Origin of the sequence: Chryseobacterium sp. Marseille-Q3244 (assembly GCF_940807095.1) — a bacterium.
Taxonomy (GTDB): domain Bacteria; phylum Bacteroidota; class Bacteroidia; order Flavobacteriales; family Weeksellaceae; genus Chryseobacterium.
Genome location: NZ_CALNWX010000006.1, coordinates 44194 through 62528, shown reverse-complemented (window position 1 = coordinate 62528; position 18335 = coordinate 44194). Strand labels below are relative to the sequence as shown.

The 18335-nt window shown below is 36.3% G+C and carries 18 protein-coding genes; 10 read left to right on the top strand and 8 right to left on the bottom strand.

The features are described 5' to 3' along the window. The first annotated feature begins 1 nt into the window (after position 1). The gene (locus tag NBX25_RS12320) at positions 2 to 1786 is read left to right on the top strand and encodes a M43 family zinc metalloprotease (protein ID WP_250253818.1); all 1785 of its coding nucleotides are present in this window, start codon (positions 2 to 4) and stop codon (positions 1784 to 1786) included. Between the two features lie 63 nt (positions 1787 to 1849). On the opposite strand, the gene NBX25_RS12315 is transcribed toward NBX25_RS12320, so the two are convergent. From NBX25_RS12315 to truA, 3 genes are all read right to left on the bottom strand, one after another. Beyond that, on the bottom strand, positions 1850 to 3610 hold the full coding sequence (locus tag NBX25_RS12315; RefSeq protein WP_250253817.1) for an ABC transporter ATP-binding protein: 1761 nt from the start codon (positions 3608 to 3610) through the stop codon (positions 1850 to 1852). Between the two features lie 173 nt (positions 3611 to 3783). Then, positions 3784 to 4137 (bottom strand): hypothetical protein, encoded by a 354-nt coding sequence (locus NBX25_RS12310; protein WP_123909991.1) that lies wholly within the window; start codon positions 4135 to 4137, stop codon positions 3784 to 3786. Between the two features lie 23 nt (positions 4138 to 4160). After that, entirely contained in the window at positions 4161 to 4913 is a 753-nt protein-coding gene (truA, locus tag NBX25_RS12305) for a tRNA pseudouridine(38-40) synthase TruA (RefSeq protein ID WP_250253816.1), read from the bottom strand. 87 nt (positions 4914 to 5000) lie between these two features. On the opposite strand from truA, the gene lpxK reads away from it, so the two are divergent. The 6 genes from lpxK (at position 5001) to NBX25_RS12275 (ending at position 10889) form a co-directional block, all read left to right on the top strand. Next, a complete protein-coding gene (lpxK, locus tag NBX25_RS12300; RefSeq protein ID WP_123909990.1) occupies positions 5001 to 6026 on the top strand; it encodes a tetraacyldisaccharide 4'-kinase in 1026 nt (341 codons plus the stop codon). Then, a complete protein-coding gene (locus NBX25_RS12295) occupies positions 6010 to 6822 on the top strand; it encodes a purine-nucleoside phosphorylase (RefSeq protein ID WP_250253815.1) in 813 nt (270 codons plus the stop codon). The genes lpxK and NBX25_RS12295 overlap by 17 nt, the downstream gene beginning before the upstream one ends. Positions 6823 to 7073: 251 nt before the next feature. Then, entirely contained in the window at positions 7074 to 7589 is a 516-nt protein-coding gene (locus NBX25_RS12290; RefSeq protein WP_250253814.1) for a TlpA family protein disulfide reductase, read from the top strand. A gap of 77 nt (positions 7590 to 7666) precedes the next feature. Beyond that, positions 7667 to 8122 (top strand): GNAT family N-acetyltransferase, encoded by a 456-nt coding sequence (locus NBX25_RS12285; RefSeq protein WP_123909987.1) that lies wholly within the window; start codon positions 7667 to 7669, stop codon positions 8120 to 8122. Positions 8123 to 8273: 151 nt separating this feature from the next. Continuing rightward, positions 8274 to 9368 carry a DNA polymerase IV gene (gene dinB, locus NBX25_RS12280; RefSeq protein ID WP_123909986.1) on the top strand — a complete coding sequence of 365 codons (1095 nt, stop codon included), beginning with the start codon at positions 8274 to 8276 and terminating at the stop codon, positions 9366 to 9368. A gap of 48 nt (positions 9369 to 9416) precedes the next feature. Next, complete coding sequence (locus NBX25_RS12275) at positions 9417 to 10889, top strand: alpha-amylase (protein ID WP_250253813.1); 1473 nt, start codon at positions 9417 to 9419, stop codon at positions 10887 to 10889. 51 nt (positions 10890 to 10940) lie between these two features. On the opposite strand, the gene NBX25_RS12270 is transcribed toward NBX25_RS12275, so the two are convergent. The 3 genes from NBX25_RS12270 to NBX25_RS12260 all read right to left on the bottom strand — a co-directional run bounded on the left by NBX25_RS12270 (position 10941) and on the right by NBX25_RS12260 (position 13673). After that, positions 10941 to 11108 carry a hypothetical protein gene (locus NBX25_RS12270; protein WP_250253812.1) on the bottom strand — a complete coding sequence of 56 codons (168 nt, stop codon included), beginning with the start codon at positions 11106 to 11108 and terminating at the stop codon, positions 10941 to 10943. 135 nt (positions 11109 to 11243) lie between these two features. Continuing rightward, positions 11244 to 12605: a carboxylesterase family protein gene (locus NBX25_RS12265; RefSeq protein ID WP_250253811.1), complete on the bottom strand. Its 1362-nt coding sequence runs from the start codon at positions 12603 to 12605 to the stop codon at positions 11244 to 11246. Between the two features lie 165 nt (positions 12606 to 12770). Next, positions 12771 to 13673, bottom strand: coding sequence for a helix-turn-helix domain-containing protein (locus NBX25_RS12260; protein WP_123909983.1), 903 nt, complete (start codon positions 13671 to 13673; stop codon positions 12771 to 12773). Positions 13674 to 13801: 128 nt separating this feature from the next. Here NBX25_RS12260 and NBX25_RS12255 point away from each other — a divergent pair, with 128 nt between their 5' ends. Together NBX25_RS12255 and NBX25_RS12250 are read left to right on the top strand one after the other, a co-directional pair. Then, positions 13802 to 14206 carry a cupin domain-containing protein gene (locus NBX25_RS12255; RefSeq protein ID WP_250253810.1) on the top strand — a complete coding sequence of 135 codons (405 nt, stop codon included), beginning with the start codon at positions 13802 to 13804 and terminating at the stop codon, positions 14204 to 14206. A 36-nt stretch (positions 14207 to 14242) separates the two neighbouring features. Beyond that, entirely contained in the window at positions 14243 to 15295 is a 1053-nt protein-coding gene (locus NBX25_RS12250) for an NAD(P)-dependent alcohol dehydrogenase (protein ID WP_123909981.1), read from the top strand. 49 nt (positions 15296 to 15344) lie between these two features. Here NBX25_RS12250 and NBX25_RS12245 read toward each other — a convergent pair whose 3' ends face one another. Continuing rightward, on the bottom strand, positions 15345 to 15773 hold the full coding sequence (locus NBX25_RS12245; RefSeq protein WP_123909980.1) for a winged helix-turn-helix transcriptional regulator: 429 nt from the start codon (positions 15771 to 15773) through the stop codon (positions 15345 to 15347). A gap of 168 nt (positions 15774 to 15941) precedes the next feature. Between NBX25_RS12245 and NBX25_RS12240 the strand changes: the two genes are divergently transcribed. Continuing rightward, positions 15942 to 16820 (top strand): NAD(P)H-binding protein, encoded by an 879-nt coding sequence (locus NBX25_RS12240; RefSeq protein ID WP_250253809.1) that lies wholly within the window; start codon positions 15942 to 15944, stop codon positions 16818 to 16820. Between the two features lie 144 nt (positions 16821 to 16964). On the opposite strand, the gene NBX25_RS12235 is transcribed toward NBX25_RS12240, so the two are convergent. Further along, positions 16965 to 18248: an alkaline phosphatase family protein gene (locus NBX25_RS12235; RefSeq protein ID WP_250253808.1), complete on the bottom strand. Its 1284-nt coding sequence runs from the start codon at positions 18246 to 18248 to the stop codon at positions 16965 to 16967. Between the last annotated feature and the right edge of the window lie 87 nt (positions 18249 to 18335).

The window sequence follows — 18335 nt, the reverse complement described above, 5'->3', positions numbered from 1 at the left end:
TTTGAAAAAACTATTATTTCTGCTTATTACAACAACTTTATCTTCAAATTTTTATTCACAGAATGTAGAATTTTTAGAATGTGGAACTGACGAATTAATGAGAAAACATTACGCCAAGTTCCCCAATGAAAAGGTTCAGGATGATACCTTCAATCTGGAATTATCAAAAATGGTCAAAAGCGGCAAATTAGCGGCGAAGAATGGTCAAAACCAGATCTATGAAATTCCAATTGTTATACATGTTGTAGGAGATGGAAGCCCAATAGGAAGTATTAATAACAAATCCGATGCTGATATCATTGCCTGGGTAAATTATACCAATGGTGTTTTTGCAGGAAATGCATCCAGTGGGATGGCCGCTACAAGTTCTCCTTTACCTGTAAAATTCGTTTTTGCGAAAGTAGATCCTAATTGTAATCCTACCAATGGTATTAATAGAATTGATGCTTCCAGCCTTCCAAAATACGTAAGTGGCGGAGTAAATGATGACAACACAACCAACGCAGTTCCAGCAACAGAGATTACCGCAATGGGACAATGGGACACCAGCAAATACTACAATATCTATGTTGTGAAAAAACTGACTTCAAACGCAGGGGCATTGAATGGATATGCTTATTATCCGGGTGGGAGCAACGATTATTCTTTTATGGCCACCAGTGCCTCAGCAGTCAATGCGCAGACTTTAGCTCACGAGTTTGGCCATGCTTTAGGCTTAAGACATACCCACGAAGGATATAATGCGACTACAGGAGATTGCCCTGTCAATACAGACTGTACCTTGAATGGTGATTTGGTATGTGATACTGAACCTATGAAAAGTCTTTATCATGCCTCTGTTCCCAGAAATTGTCAGACCGGACAAATCAACCCATGTACCAGTCAGCTATATGCTGGTGGAGAAAGAAATGTAATGGCTTACACCTTTTGCTTCAGAGATTTATTTACTCAGGGACAAACAGATCGTGCAACAGCACAACTTCTGAAGTACAGACAATCATTAATCAACTCTCCGGTTGCAGTAAGTACAACTCCTAATAACAGTGTATCTCTTACTAGCGCATGTACTCCAACAACAATAAATGCTCCTGGAAATTATAACATTGGAATTACTTCAGTAAAGTTTGGAAGCATCAATAACTCTTCCAACAGCTACAAACAGGCAATTAATAACTTCTATGAAAACTTTACCGGCAACTACTGTATGGGAATCAGCAAAACGACAATTCCCAGCAATACAGCCACTACTCTTCAGGTGGCTCCGGGGCTAAATAACAGCCACAGAATAAAAGCATATATTGATTACAACAATGATGGTCAGTTTAATGAAATTACAGAAGCTATTTTAAATCAAACGGGAGTAACCAGTGGTTCATTTGCGACTGCTTCTGTCACCCCTCCATCAGATGCTGTATTAAATACTCCTTTAAGAATGAGGGTTATCGGTGATTTGGCAGGTATTACCATTACGTCATGCTATACTCCAGAATATGGACAAGTGGAAGATTATTCCGTAACCATAGTACCGCAGACTTCATTATCTGTAAATGATATAACTTCAAAAAATAATTCATTCATCACCAAGGATGAAAATTCAGTATATGTAAAAGGGGAATCAAAAATTGCTTCATTACATATCTATGATGCATCAGGAAAGCTATTGGTAAACAGAACAGACATCAATGCTTCTGAATTTAGATTTCCTGTCAATCAAAGGAGCACAATCATCACAGTGAATGTTGTTCTAAAAGATGGAAAGGTACTGACTAAAAAATTAAAATTCTAGATACCTTCAATAACAAAAAAGAGAGCATTTTGCTCTCTTTTTTTTATAGTTTTAAATACGCTTTTATTTTGATTCCTTTTCTTCTTCCAATTCCACTTCATGTCGAAGTTGTGCCTTGTATAAAGTAGCGTAGTATCCGTTTTTATCCAAAAGTTCCAAATGTCTTCCTTCTTCTACAATTTTACCATGCTCCATCACAATAATTTTATCTGCTTTTTCAATAGTGGAAAGTCTATGAGCAATAATAATGGACGTTCTGTTTTTAGTAATTTTTTCCGTGGCTCTCTGAATCAGTTTTTCACTTTCATGGTCAATGGAAGATGTGGCTTCATCCAGGATCAGAATTTTGGGATCAGATAAATAAGCTCTCAGGAACGACAGTAATTGTCTTTGACCTAAGGAAATAGATGACCCTCTTTCACTTACCACGTAATCATAGCCGCCCGGAAGTTGTTCAATGAACTGATCTACTTCAATTTCTTTAGCTCCGGCCTTTATTTTTTCAAGGGTAATACTATCGTCTCCAAATGCAAGGTTTTCAAAAATACTTCCATGGAAAAGAAATACATCCTGCAATACTACTCCGATATGACTTCTCAGATTATAAAGCTCATAGTCTTTTAAATCTACATCATCGATAAGAATATTTCCTGAATTGATATCATAAAGTCTTGTAATCAAACTGATAATGGTAGATTTACCAGCTCCGGTTGCTCCTACAATAGCAACGGTTTCTCCAGGATTTACTTTAAAGTCAATACCCTTCAATACTTCCTGTTTTTCATCATAAGCAAAGCGTACTTTCTGGAATTCAATTTTACCGGCAAAGTGGTCTTTTTTCACAGTACCTGTATTGGTCATTGAATTTTCTTCATCCATTAATCCCAATACTCTTTCTGCCCCTACAATTCCTCGCTGGATATTATTGAATCGGTCTGCAATCTGTCTTAATGGACGGATCAACATGGAAATATACTGAATAAAGGCAATGACTACCCCAGCACTGATCGTAATATATCCACCATAAAACAGGATAAATCCTATAAATAATGAGGAAATAAGTTCTACTACCGGAAAGAAAAGTGAAAAAATGAAAACAGTTCTCAACAATGCTCCTTTCAAGGTAATATTGATATCATCAAATTTCTTAAATTCTGATTCCTGCCTGTTGAATACCTGGATGATAGACATTCCGGCCAATCTTTCCTGTACAAAAGAGTTTTGGGTAGCAGTCCAGTTTCTTTCGTCTCCAAAAGCTTTTTTAAGCCTTTTCTGAAAAAACCTTGTAATCACGACCATTAAAGGCAGAATAGCAAGCGTAATATAACTCAGGTGAACGTTCGTACTGAACATCATAACCAACACAAATACAATTCTCAGAATATCTCCGAAAACCATCAGGAATCCGTCTGTATACACTGTTGCAATGGTTTCAACATCTCCTACTGCACGGGTTACCAACTGACCGATCGGTGTTTTATCAAAGAATGATGTTTTGAAATAAATCAGTTTAGAATATAGACGCTCTCTGATATCCCTGATTACATTCTGTGAGATAAAATTTGAGAAATAAACCAGGAAAAAGTTTAAAATGGTTTCAGCAAAGACCAATCCCACAAGAATATAGATATGCTTCATCATCAAAGCCTTATCCTGCAGCTTTGTAATGTCATTATCCACCACTTCCATGGTAAGGTATGGTCTGTAAGTAGAAACTATAGAGAGTATTACGGAAATTATTAAAGTAAGGATGAACCAAGAACGAAATTTCATTCCAATAAAGAACAGCCTTTTTACAATTCCCCAGGTATCTTGTTTTTTCATTATACGAATCGAAGAAAAGAATTAAAATTCTATGCAAAAATAAGACTTTCTAAATTCTCAGCCTGTACAACTTTTGCAAATCCTCATAGAAAATATAAGATGCCTATCATTTACAGAATGAATATCTTTCGCAGCTAATCTCATTTTTATCAAACCTCTTGAACGCTTCATTTTCAATTCTGTGAATCATCCGAAACCTTACCGATCTGTTGAATTTCTATAGAAGGCTTTTGCAGATTTTCTTTTTTATATTTTTGTTCCAGAAGAAGATAAACTCCCCATACTGCAAGAAGAGAAAGTAACCAACCGACAAGGTTAGCGGCAGAAAAACCTGTATAATTTACATTATTCACGGCCTCTGGATCAGTGGAAGCTAAGTAAACTCCATAAGACATTCCTAAAATGATCTGAGTACCCAAATAAACCCCTACCGCCAAAAGTCCCAGCTGCCATTTCACTTTTCCGAATTTTTCTGCTAATCTTGCATAATATCGATAAGCTCCAATGAGAATAAGAATTGATAACATGATTATAGTTTTTTAGTTTTTATTTAAAATTCATAGCCTACATCTACAAGATATAATCCATGGGCAGGAGCAGAGGTTCCGGCAGCATTACGGTTTTTATCTTCAATGACTCTGCGAAGATCTTCCGGTTTTAATTTTCCAGTACCGATCTCTATCATTGTTCCTACAATCGCACGCACCATATTTCTCAGAAAACGGTTGGCAGAAACCGTGAACTTAAGTTCCGCTCCATTCTGTTCCCATTCTGCGATGTACATTTTGCAGATGTTCGTTTTATTGTCGGTTTTTAATTTAGCAAAACTTGTAAAATCTTCGTATTCGAAAAGAATTTTACAAGCTTCGTTCATTTTGTTGATATCCAAAGGTCTTTTCCAGTGCTGCCAGGCAGATTCCTGAGTAAACGGATTTTTTTCCAACGAAATATAATATTCATAGGTTCTGTAGGTCGCATCGAAACGGGCATGAAAATCATCCTTCACCCTAAAAATTCTTTCAATGGATATATCAGGAGGAAGAAAACTGTTTAGTCTTCGAGGAAGCTCATCATTCAGTTCCTGCTCCGTATCAAAATGAGCAAATATTTTTTTAGCATGAACACCAGTATCCGTTCTTCCGGCTCCTGTTGTTTTAATCTCTTCTCTTAAAATGGTGGAAAGTGCTTTTTCCAGTTCTTCCTGCACAGAAATAGCATCCGGCTGTATCTGGTAGCCGAAATAATTCTTTCCGTTGTAAGAAAATTCTATAAAGTATCTCAATGTATTGTAATAACTCCACAAAAATACTTTAATTTAACGAAATATTTGTTGAAAAGTCTTTGAGAATATTACTCTAATGCTTATGAAAATTCCTATTTTTGCAATCGTATGAAAAGATGGTACCTTTATCCTTTTTCCCTTGCTTATCATATGGTAACGGGTATCCGAAACACAATGTATGATTTGGGAATTTTTAAATCGACAAAATTCAAGACACCGATAATCAATGTCGGGAATCTCTCTGTGGGCGGAAGTGGAAAATCGCCGATGGTGATGTATCTTGCCCAGTATTTATCCAAACATTACAGAACCGGAGTCCTTTCACGAGGGTACGGAAGATTAACAAAAGGTTATGAAGTAACGAATTATGAAAGCAACTACAAGATTGTAGGGGATGAAGCGATGCAGCTTTTTGAGCGTTTCAAAAACCGTTTTGTAATTGCAGTTTCAGAAGAACGTGTTCCCGGCGCCAAAAAAGTGATTGAAGATATGGATCTTGGAGTACTGATTTTGGATGATGCCATGCAGCACCGTGCCATCAAAGCGGGATTCAATATTCTGATGACCGATTTTAATGATCCGTTTTTTAAAGACTATCTTCTTCCTGCCGGAGATCTTAGGGAATCCAGAGCCGGATCTAAAAGAGCAGATGTCATTATGGTCAGCAAATGCCCTGATGAGCTTACAGAGGAAACCAAAAGATATTATATTTCAAGGATCAGACCTTCTTATAACCAAAAAGTGTTCTTTTCATCCATCGGTTATGACGAAAATGTATACGGAAAAGATAAAATGCTTCCGGATAATAATCTAAACTACTATGATATTTTACTGATTACCGGAATTGCGAACCCTAAACCACTTCTGGAACATCTGGCTAAATTTTCAAAAAGGGTAACTCATCTGAAATTCAGAGATCATCATAATTTCACGGATGATGATATTAAAAAAATCCTTGCAGAGTATAAAAAATTAGGAGAATATAAGCTGATATTAACCACAGAGAAAGATTACGTTCGTCTGAAAACTTTTGACTATCTTAGAGAAATTGTTTACTACTGGCCTATCAATGTCATTATTGATAAAAAGGAAGAATTCAATCAAATCATCTTAGATTATGTTAGAAAAAATTAAAGAGACAGCTGATTTCATCAGAAATATCATTCAGGACACTCCTGATTTTGCGGTTGTTTTAGGATCCGGACTTGGGAAACTGCAGAATGAAGTAGAACCGATCCATATTTTAGAATACAAAGATATCCCTAATTTTCCACAAACTACAGTAGTAGGACATACAGGAAAGCTTATCTATGGAATACTGGAAGGAAAAAAAGTACTGATGATGAGTGGCCGTTTTCATTATTATGAAGGGCATTCTATGGAAACAGTAACCTTTCCTGTAAGGGTTTTTCATCTGTTGGGAATTAAAAATCTTATTCTTTCCAATGCATGTGGTGGTGTAAATCCATCCTACAGTATTGCAGATATCGTTATTTTAAAAGATCACATCAATATGATGCCTGAGCATCCGCTTCGAGGTAAAAATATTGACGAGCTTGGACCACGATTTGTGGATATGAGTGAACCTTACAGCAAAAAAATGATCGCTGTGGCGGAACAAGCTGCTGCAGACAACAATATTAAAATCCATCGAGGGATTTATGTAGCCTTACAAGGACCCACTTTTGAAACTCCTGCCGAATACGGAATGATTAAAGCTATTGGCGGTGATATGGTGGGAATGAGTACCGTTCCTGAAGTGATCGTTGCCAGACATATGGGAATGGATGTATTCTGTATGTCCGTTATTACAGATCTTGGAGGACCGGACATTGCCTTTGCTGTTTCTCACGAAGAAGTTTTAAATGCAGCAAATAAAGCCATGCCGAATGTAATCACCGTAGTGAAAGGCTTGATAAAAAATTACTAATAAGAATTCTCAAAAAAATATTTTAAAAACTTTATAAATAACCACGAATGCGCGAATAAAATGAAAAAATTCATGCATTCGTGGCAAAAAATATTCTCACTAAAAAATAGAGTTTTCTCTTTGAGGCAATCTTCATCTATACTATAACAATATTCATAGAAATTGTCAATAATATAAATTTTTCCCAATTCAGAAAAAATAAATACAGAATTGCAATGCATTGCTTAGTTTTGTGTAAATGAAATTGTAGAATGAGAAAGTTGTTATTAATTTTTATGGTAGGTCTGTTTAGCTTGAGCTATGCACAAAAAATTCCTACTGCTCTTAAAACAGGATTTTCTAAGGAAGCCTTAAAACAAAAACTGGAAGATGAGGATGGAAAAACAATTACCATCCAGGAAATTCTGGATCAGCATAAAGGAAAAGTTTTAGTGATCGATTTTTGGGCCGGATGGTGCAGAGACTGTCTTCAGGCACTTCCAAAAGCCGAAATATTAGAAAAAAACAATCCAAATATTGACTTTGTGTTCTTATCGCTGGAAAGATCTAAAGAAGGATTTGATAAGAGTCTTGTAAGATTCAATATGAAAGAAAAAGACAATTATTGGTTTGCTTCAGGCTGGAAAAATGATTTCAACAATTATGTGGATCTCAACTGGATTCCAAGATATATGATTATCGATCAAAAATCAGCGATTGCAAAGTATTATGCTATTTCTCCGGAAGATCCTGAGATTCAGCAGACCATAGACAAACTTTTAAAATAATTTTTAAAATATCAAAACCTTGAAGTTTAAACACTCCATCAAAGCGGAATGTTTAAACTTCATTTATTTTTTATACCATGATCACAAGAGAAGCCACAGAACAGGATTTAGAAATCCTTTTAACCTTTGAGCAGGGAATTGTTTCTGCAGAAAGACCTTTTAACAGTACATTGATTGATGGCGAAATCCATTATTATGATCTGAATGAATTCATACAATCACCGGAGGCAACTTTAGTTGTTGTAGAAGACAATAATGAAATTATCGCATCCGGTTATGCTCTTATCAAAAATTCTGAGAAAGATTATAATAAATTTAAGAGCTATGCTTATCTGGGTTTTATGTATGTAAAACCTGAACACAGGGGAAAAGGTGTCAATAAAATAATTACTGATGCGCTTATCGACTGGGCAAAATCCAGGGGAATTTCAGAAATAAGACTTGATGTTTATGCTGAAAATGATTCTGCTGTAAAAGCTTATGAAAAAGCAGGTTTCGAACCTCATCTTCTTACAATGCGACTAAAGTCGTGAAAAGGCTGGAGGCTGAGAGAGGGAAGCAGGAAATAATTTGAGACTTATGGTTATCAATTTCCTTACTGACCTCGTTAACTTCCTTCTTCAAGCTTCAAGCTTCCCGTTATAAAAAATTCACCATAAATACAGGAATCCATATCTTTGTGATATGGATTTTTCTTTGCCGCTTCGTAAAATTATTCACGTGGATATGGACGCATTTTATGCCTCTGTAGAACAGCATGATAATCCTGCACTGAAAGGAAAACCTATTGCAGTAGGTGGCCAACACAGAGGTGTAGTAGCTGCAGCAAGCTATGAAGCCCGAAAATATGGTGTCCGTTCTGCCATGCCCAGTAAAACAGCCAAAGAGAAATGCCCAGATCTCATCTTTGTTCCGCCCCGTTTTGCACGCTATAAAGAAATTTCAAAAATGATCCGTGAGATCTTCTATGAGTACACTGATCTTGTAGAACCGCTCTCATTGGATGAAGCCTATCTTGATGTTACCGAAAATAAAAAAGAAATAGAATCTGCCAACCAGATTGCAAGGGAGATTCGTCAGAAAATATTTGAACAAACGGGTTTAACTGCATCTGCAGGAATTTCTGTGAATAAATTTTTGGCTAAAGTAGCTTCTGATATCAATAAGCCCAATGGCCAGAAAACCATCCATCCCGATAAAGTGGAAAACTTCTTAGAAGAATTACCTGTGGAAAAATTTTATGGTGTAGGAAAGGTTACTGCTAACAAAATGTTTAGTTTAGGCATTTACAAAGGAAAAGATTTAAAGAAAAGATCGCTGGAAGAGTTGGTAAGAATCTTTGGAAAATCCGGAAAACATTACTACAATGTGGTTCGGGGTATACATACTTCTGAAGTTAAACCTCATCGGATCCAAAAAAGTGTAGCGGTAGAAAGAACTTTTTTTGAAGATCTTTTTGATGAACAGCAAATCAATGAAAAGCTGGAAAGCCTGGGGCAGGAACTTCATCAACGTCTACAGAAAAACAATATTCTCGGAAGGACTTTAACCTTAAAAATTAAGTATAAGGATTTCTCGCTTTTTACAAGAAGTGTAACCAGAGAGGAGTACTTTACGTCTCCGGAAGAATATTTCAATACAGGAAAAAAACTTTGGGAGCTACGCCCTTTTGATAAAGCTGTTCGCTTGCTTGGGCTATCACTTTCTCATTTGAACACGGAAGAAAAAAAGCTTGTCTCCGTTCAACTAAAAATCCCGTTTAAAGAATTTGAAAATTAACAGGTCATATTTTTTCGCTAACTTGTATTCCACAAATCAGCAAATTATATGAACCCAACAATGATTCAGTTTTTCCACTGGTATTCTGAAGGTGATGGAAAGCTATGGAAAGCAGCCGAAAAACAGTCCAAATACCTGGCGAAACTGGGAATAACTTCTGTATGGTTTCCTCCTGCTTATAAAGGAGCAAATGGTGGATACTCGGTAGGATACGATACCTACGATCTTTATGATCTCGGAGAATTTGACCAGAAAGGAACCCTGCCAACCAAATATGGTACTAAAAAAGAATATGCAAAAGCAATCAACGCTTTAAAAAAACAAAATATAGAGGTTATTGTAGATATTGTTTTGGGCCATAAAGCAGGGGGTGATGAACTGGAGAAGTTCAATGTGGTAAAAGTGGATGAAAACAACAGAGAAAAAGTGATTTCCGATGTTATGGAAATAGAATCCTATACCAAGTTTACTTTCCCGGGAAGAGAAAAAAAATATTCTGATTTTGAATGGAATTTTACTTGCTTCAGTGGTGTAGATTATGCGGAGGGCATGGAGTCTCATATTTATAAAATACAATCTGAATATGGCGACGACTGGGAAGAAATGATCCATGATGAAAAAGGAAATTATGATTATCTGATGTACAATGACATTGAACACAGAAATCCTTTTGTACGCGAAGAGCTCAACACGTGGGCGAAGTGGTATTTTGACGAAACAGATTTTGATGGTGTTCGCCTTGATGCTTTAAAGCATATTTCCTTCGACTTTTATAAGGAATGGCTCACGCTGCTCCGCTCCAATACCGGAAAAAACATTTTTGCTGTAGGAGAATACTGGGCTCCCGGATATCTTCATCTGCTTCAAAAGTATATTGAAGTAACCGAAGGCTGTATGAGTCTTTTTGACAGCTCACTGCAAAACAATTTTCATAATGCATCTAAAGAAGGTGCTTCCTATGATCTCAGAAGAATTTTTGATGAAACCCTCACCCAAGCTGATCCTTTACATTCGGTGAGTATAGTTGCTAATCATGATACACAGCCGTTGCAGGATTTGGAAGCTCCTGTTGAACCTTGGTTCAAACCTATTGCCTATGCTTTGATTCTATTGCGAAAGGATGGGTATCCATGTGTTTTTTATCCGGATTTGTATGGTGCCCATTATACTGACAAAGATAAAGAAGGAAATGATCAGGAAATATTTATGCCTAAAATAGATGGTATTGAGGAGCTTCTGAAAGCTAGAAAAGATCATGCTTATGGAGAACAGCGAGATTATTTCGAGGATGCCAACTGTATTGGATGGATACGCGAAGGTGATGAAACTCATACAGGCTGTGCTGTAGTTCTTAGCAATAAAGAGGCTTACAACAAGCCGATGGAAATAGGAAAGCGATATGCCGGAAAAAAGTGTAAGGACCTATTAAAAAGGTTTAAAAATAAGATCCCCATCGATGAAAATGGTTGGGGAAATTTTCCTGTACCTGCCGGAAATGTAAGTGTCTGGATTCCGGAATAAATAAAAAAGCGTACATGATGTACGCTTTATTTTTTTATCGTGTTGTAAATATTAGCATTTAATACCTCTACAACTCCATAGATCAGGAGCCCACTCACAACAGATATTGTCTTCGTTATAAAAGCAACAAGTTCTGTCTCTGATGATGATTCCACCATTTACATTTTTTAGTTCCTGACGGTCAATTTTTCTTGCATTGTAAGTTTTTCTGATTTTCATAATTATTATTTTTTTGAATTTGTAACTCAAATATAAACAATATATTATAATTATTATTAAATAAAACCTACCAACACCACGTTTTCATCTACCTAATTATTAAATAATAATGTACAATATAAAATTATTGAAATTTTATATTGTATTATTCTGCAGAACCTGAACTTTTCTGAGTTCTAAAATTTCAGGACGTTCTGATGCGTCTGATATTGTTCCGGTTCTTGCAAACTCAGCCCACAGCGCCCTTAATTTTCTTCCGTGCTTTTGAATACGTTCCCAGGGAATATCTTTCAGGAGTTCAGAAGATTTCCAGGCAGATTCATTCCCGAAAATCAGAGGAAGATCAATGCAATGAGGAGCTCCAATAGGATTCTCTTTTAGTTTGGAATGTATCTTAAACAAATAAATGTTCCCTCCTCCCCTTGCGTAATTTTCTGCAAATTGCCTGGCTGGAGTTCCATAGATAATGTCCGTAGTTTTTTCAACCGTTTTATCCATAATCTTTAACCCAAAGCCTTTTCCAAAATATTTATTTAAAGCTTCTGAAGTTTTTAGATAAAATGCAGTTTCATCTTTATTGAAACCAATCAGTACATCATATTTTTTAGCATTTTCACGCCATTTTTCAACAGATTCGTCTTCTCTACATAAAGGAGGAAATCCATATTGGATACCAAAAGGCATAGCAGCTTTTAAACCATATTTCATGACAGATGGCACTAATTTCCCATAATCATCCATCATTTTATAAATATCAACCTCATCTTTAATCTCTTCTGTTTTCTTTAAAAACTCAGCAGACATTTTCTGCCTTTTATGCCGCAATCCTAAAGGAGCACTTTGAATAATTACCCTATGAAATAAATTATCAACTCCCTTTGAGATCATCAAATGGGCAATAGCATCTCCTCCCGAAGACTGACCAAGCAGGGTAACATTTTCCGGATCTCCGCCAAAATCTGCAATATTAGCTTTGATCCATTTCAGGGCTTCCATTATATCCAACAGACCTAAATTAGGAGGTCTCTTTTCATCCCCTCCTAAAAAGCCAAAGAGCCCCAAACGATAAGATACTGTAACAACAATAATTTGTTGCTCTTTTACCCATTCTGCAGGATCAGCAGTGGGAAGGTCTCCACAACCAATCTCGTGGGAGCCACCATGAATCCAGACAATAACAGGAAGTTTTTCGTTTTCCAAGATATTTTCAGGACGCGTTATCGAAAGATATTGAGTAGATTCTTCAGGTTCAAATTCTTCAACCGGTGTTGCACCGATCATTTTTTCCACAAGCGGACTGAGTTTCTGTGGACAAACCGGAATTTTATCCTCAAACCTGTTGTCAAAGATAAAATGCTCAGCCGGAACAGGTTTTTGAAATCTTTCGGAATAGGCATAACGAATACTTTTAACTCTTATGATTCCTTCTTCCTTCAATCCAGTAATAGTGCCAAAGCGGATATTGAATACATGGGTTTCTTTATTCTGTGATTTCATTGTTGAGTGGTGAAAACTTCTACCTTTAAAGATAACTTTGTTTTCCGAGAATGGAAAATTTATATGAGTAATTAAACACTAATAGCGCTAATGAATGCAATAATTCCCACAAATAAATTCATTCGTGCTATTGTGAAAAAAGATTTGTGATAGTTGTGTTTAAACTCAATTCAGGATTTTGTATTCACTTGGGGATATCCCTACTTTTGTTTTGAATAATCTTGTAAAATGCTGTGGATATTTAAAACCCAGATCATAGGAAATTTCACTGATTGATTTTCCATGATCTAATATCTGTACTTTCGCAATATCAATCAACTTATTGTGGATAAATTCCTGCGGAGAGATTCCTAATTCTTTTTTGATAAGGTCTCCGAAATAATTCGCTGAAAGATTCAGTTTTTCGGCAAAATAATTCACCATGGGAAAGCCTATATTTTTAGGATTGTCAGATTTTAAATAATCATCAACAAGATTCTCAAATTTCCCAATAACTCCCTGATTAATATGATCTCTGGTAATAAACTGACGGTCATAGAAACGCATACAGTAATTTAAAAACAGCTCAATATTATTTACAATTAATGATTTACTGTGTTTATCAATGGATTGTTCAAGTTCATGTTTTATATTTTTAAAACAATCCAGGATAATCTCTCTTTCTTTTTCCGAAAGGTGTAAGGCTTCATGTACATCATAGGAAAAGAAATTATATTCTTTTATATTTTTCCCAAGATTGGTTCCTTTTAAAAGATCGGGATGGAAAATTAACGCAAAACCTGCCGGCTGAACAGATTTATCTTTATTATAAATTCCATACGTTTGCCCTGGTGCGATGAAAACCAATGTTCCTTCCTGATAATCGTAACTATGCTTTCCATACTGCATATCTCCACACATCACATCTTTCAGGAAAACGGTATAAAAACCAAACTTCCTTCTGTATTGACAAATGGGATCTGATTTGGAAAAATCAATCACGCTCACCAACGGGTGCAATGTTTCATGATGGGCCATTTTATTATATTCCGAAACCGTATTATAGATTTCAACCTCCTGATTTTCCATGAAGTATATTTTTACCATTCAAAATTACCAAATTCTGACATAACAGATATCGTGTCGGTAAAATTGGTAAGTAATTCGGTAATCCATATAAGTAAGGTTTCTCTGAAAGTTTCGAATTTTGTACCGTTATGGAAACTTTTAAGACAACTATTTTTCCGAAGGGCGAAAAGGCTTCTTCGGATTATTTTTCAGGAGGAACTGCTTGGGTTCAAATCCTGAAACCTAATGAAGATCAACTGAACTGCCAAATCGGGAATGTAATTTTTGAACCCGGATGCAGAAATAACTGGCACTCTCATGGAGGTGGGCAAATTTTAATTGTAACTTCAGGAACGGGCTTTTACCAAGAGAAAGGAAAACCTGCACAGGCATTACATCCCGGAGATATTGTAAATATTCTTCCAAATGTGATTCACTGGCATGGTGCAGCTCCTGACAGTGAGTTCACGCATATCGCCATCAATACCAACACACAGAACGGTATTGTGGAATGGCTGAATCCTGTAACGGATGAAGAATATAACAATTTATAGCAACAATATATTAAACCAAATAAAATAAATAATCAAATGAGCACATTTACAGTAAAAGCTTTTGGGGCAGAGTCTACCACAGCAGATCTGAAAGAAATGAATATTGAAAGAAGAGAAGTTACTTCCAAAGATGTAGAAATTGAAATTCTATACTGCGGGGTATGCCATTCTGACCTTCATACAGCAAGAAACGATTGGGGTGGCACCATCTATCCTGCTGTTCCCGGACATGAAATTATAGGAAGAATTACCAAAGTAGGAAATGAAGTATCCAAATTCAAAGTGGGTGATCTTGCAGGCGTAGGATGTATTGTAGATTCTTGCGGACATTGTAACAGTTGCCAGCATGATCTTGAACAATATTGTGAGAATGGATTCACCGGAACTTATAATGGAAAGGACAAACATTCTGGAGGTCATACTTTCGGTGGATATTCTCAAAAAGTAGTAGTAGATTCTCACCATGTACTAAAGGTACCTGAAAATCTTGATCCTGCTGCTGTAGCTCCTCTTCTTTGCGCAGGAATTACAACCTGGTCGCCTTTGAGACACTGGAATGTAGGTCCGGATTCTAAAGTAGCCGTTGTTGGTTTAGGTGGATTGGGACATATGGCAATTAAGCTTGCCAAAGGATTAGGTGCTGAAGTGACTTTATTCTCAAGAACACCCGGAAAAACTGAGGATGCTAAGCAGTTAGGGGCCGATCATGTTATTATTTCTACTGATGAAGAGCAAATGAAGTCAGTGAAAGGAAAGTTTGATGTGATTATTGATACCGTTCCTTATGTACATGATGTAAATCCTTATGTCACTACTTTAAATATCAGCGGAACTCATGTTCTTGTGGGATATTTAGGAGGTCTGGAACCTATTTTAAATACAGTTCCTATGATCCTGGGAAGAAAATCAGTAGCAGGATCTGTGATTGGAGGTATTGCAGAAACTCAGGAATTGCTGGATTTCTGTGGAGAACACAACATTGTTTCAGAAATTGAAATGATTAAGATGCAGGAGATTAATGAAGCGTATGAAAGAATGCTGAAAAGCGATGTGAGATACCGTTTCGTTATTGATATGCAGTCTCTATAATTTCTTCTACAGGATAAAAAGAGGTTCTTCGAATTGAAGAACCTCTTTTTTATTTTTTTAGGTTTTTACCAAAGCTATTCTGATTTTTATCAATCATGTATTGGTTTCCTTCAGCGCATTTGTAATCATTCCTTTCCATATCCTGAAAAGCCCATGCAGCCATTGCATCTATAACGGGAGCTAATTCATTGCCGGCATCACTCAACTTATAAGTCACATGAGGTGGTACTACAGGCTTAGCTGTTCTTATAATAAGCCCATCTGCTTCCAGTTGTTTCAGATGCTGAATTAACATTTTTTCTGTTACTGCAGGAATTGCTTTCTTCAGTTCACTGTATCTTTTTTCTCCTGTAGAAAGATTAAAAAGGATAATGGGTTTCCAGAATCCGCCAATTCTTTCCATAACGTACATTACAGGACAATCCTGCACTGTCTTTTTGTTCTCCTGAATCGTTGAACTTTCTTTGATGGCTGTCATAGTTACATACTTTAGGGTAAGTACTTGTATAAAAGTAAGTACAAATATAACTTTGTCTCAGGAAATAAAAAAATATTTGTTATGAAATCGCAATCATTTGCTCAATGGATAAAAATGAGTCAGTATTCAGTGATTTCATGACCATTAAAAACAATAAAATATTTACATATGAAAATTATTATCACAGGATCACTAGGAAACGTCGCCAAACCTTTAACAAAGCAATTGGTAGAACAAGGACATGACATCACTGTTATCAGCAGTAATGAAGAAAGAAAACAAGACATTGAATCTCTAGGAGCAAAACCTGCTATCGGATCTATTACAGATGTTGATTTCTTAACCCAGACTTTTACCGGAGCAGATGCTGTATTTGTGATGACACCACCTGCCATCAGTGCCGAAAATATCGTTCAGAATACAATCAATGCCGGAAAGAATTATGCGGAAGCATTAAAGAAAACCGGGGTAAGAAGAGCAGTTATGTTAAGCAGTGTGGGAGCAGGAACTCCAGTAGAAAATGGTCCTATCAAAGGACTTCACCATATCGAAAAACTTTATCGTGAAATTGAAAACACTTCATTTACCTTTTTAAGAGCAGGCTATTTTTATACTAATTTCTTCAATGATATCCCATTGATTAAAAATGCAGGAATTATTGGTGGTAATTATTCTGAAAATACAGAAATTCCTGTGGTACATCCAGCAGATATTGCCAAAGCAGCTGCAGAGGAATTGGTAAACAATGAGACAGGTAAAAATATCAAATACATTGTAAGTGACTCCCGAACAGCCTCTGATTTTGCCAAAGTATTAGGAGCTGCTATTGAAAAGCCAGCACTTCCTTGGGTAGAATTCACAGATGAAGATTCTTTAAACGGGATGCTACAGGCCGGTTTACCACAAGATATGGCCGAACTATATGTTGAAATGGGAAAGGGAATGAAAACCGGAACCGTCCAAAAAGATTTTATTGAACACCATTCTCCTGTTACCGGAAATATTAAATTGGAGGAGTTTGCTAAAGAGTTTGTTAGTAAATTCTAACAATAATTTTGTTTAAGCCTCTGCTTTTAAGGCTGAAATAAAATTAACGAGTATCGGCGCACCTTTGGTGCGCCGATACTGTTTTGAAAATTCATAAAAAAATTGCAATACATTTTTGTATTGCAATTCTATTAAACCTAAGATTTACTTTTTTTCTTTTAAAATTTTTCCTAAAACCTTCAGTTTTCCATCGATCGGCTGATCCACTTTCAATCCTAAAACTTCAGCAACCAAAGGATAAACATTGATATTAGCAAATTCATCAATCTCCAGATTATTTTTGAATTCCGGCCCCCATGCGTAGAAGGTTGCCTTCATTTCAGGAACTGTTCTTGGGTTGTACCCATGTTTCCCTACGGAAGTTTTCTTTCCTTTTTCCAGAAATATTTTTGGTGCTTTTGGAAGGAGAAGAATCTGTCCTATTCTGCTGTATTGATCATCTCTTGTCGCGAAATGCAGATATTTTGGTAGTTTTTTATCCAAATATACTTCGTAGTCATCTGTTTTTTGAGCTTTTAATTCTTTATAAACAGATTTCACCTCATCCGGATTTTTAACATATACTCTTAAAAGGGTCTGAGAATTGTAAAAATCAAATCTGTCTTTATCAAAAAGAAGAGCCGGAATTTCCAATGGAGCTCCACCATCAACCTTAATCATACCATGGTCGGAAACAAAAACAAAATTGACATTTTTCAACCCTAAATCACTGACTTTCTGAACAAGATCTCCAATTGCTTTATCAATCAAATGAACAGCAGTTTCTGTTTCTTTAGTATCCGGACCAAAATGATGCCCGCTTCCGTCTACTTCCGGGAAATATAATGAAATGAAATGGGGTCTTTTATCTTCCGGCAGCTTTAGCCAGTTCACCACTTTTTCTACTTTTTCTGATGGAGTAAATTTTTCATGATAAGGATAGTAGTATGTTGGTCTCAATCCTCCTGCATCACTCGCAGATCCTACCCACATTAAGGATGCTGATACCATTCCTTGTTTTTCGGCTAATCCCCAAAGCGGAGTTCCACCATACCAGCTTCCATCTTCTGCATTTTTTTTATTGCTCATCGCATAAGGTTCCTTTCTTTTGTAATCATAGAAAAAGTTATCAATCAAACCGTGATGAGAGGGATAGAGTCCGGTGATAAGGCTCCAATGATTGGGAAAAGTGATACTTGGGTAACTAGGAATCATAGCTTTTGCTTTCACTCCATTTTCAGAAAGTTTCAGGAGGTTTTCAGCATTGTATTTTTTCGCATAATCATATCGAAAACCATCTGTAGAAATCATGATAACATATGGTTTTGACTGGGCTTCAATACTATTCTGACGACCTGGTATCACTACCTGTGCTGTATCAATAGCTCCCTGTTGGGCAAAAACCGTTAAGGAAAGAAACAGCAGTAAAAAATGTATTCCTCGCTTCATTATTTTAAAATTTTCGGCAAAGTTACATTCTCTACTGCTCCCTGAAAAGTTTAAGAGGTTAAAAGTATATTAAAACCTTTTATTTTT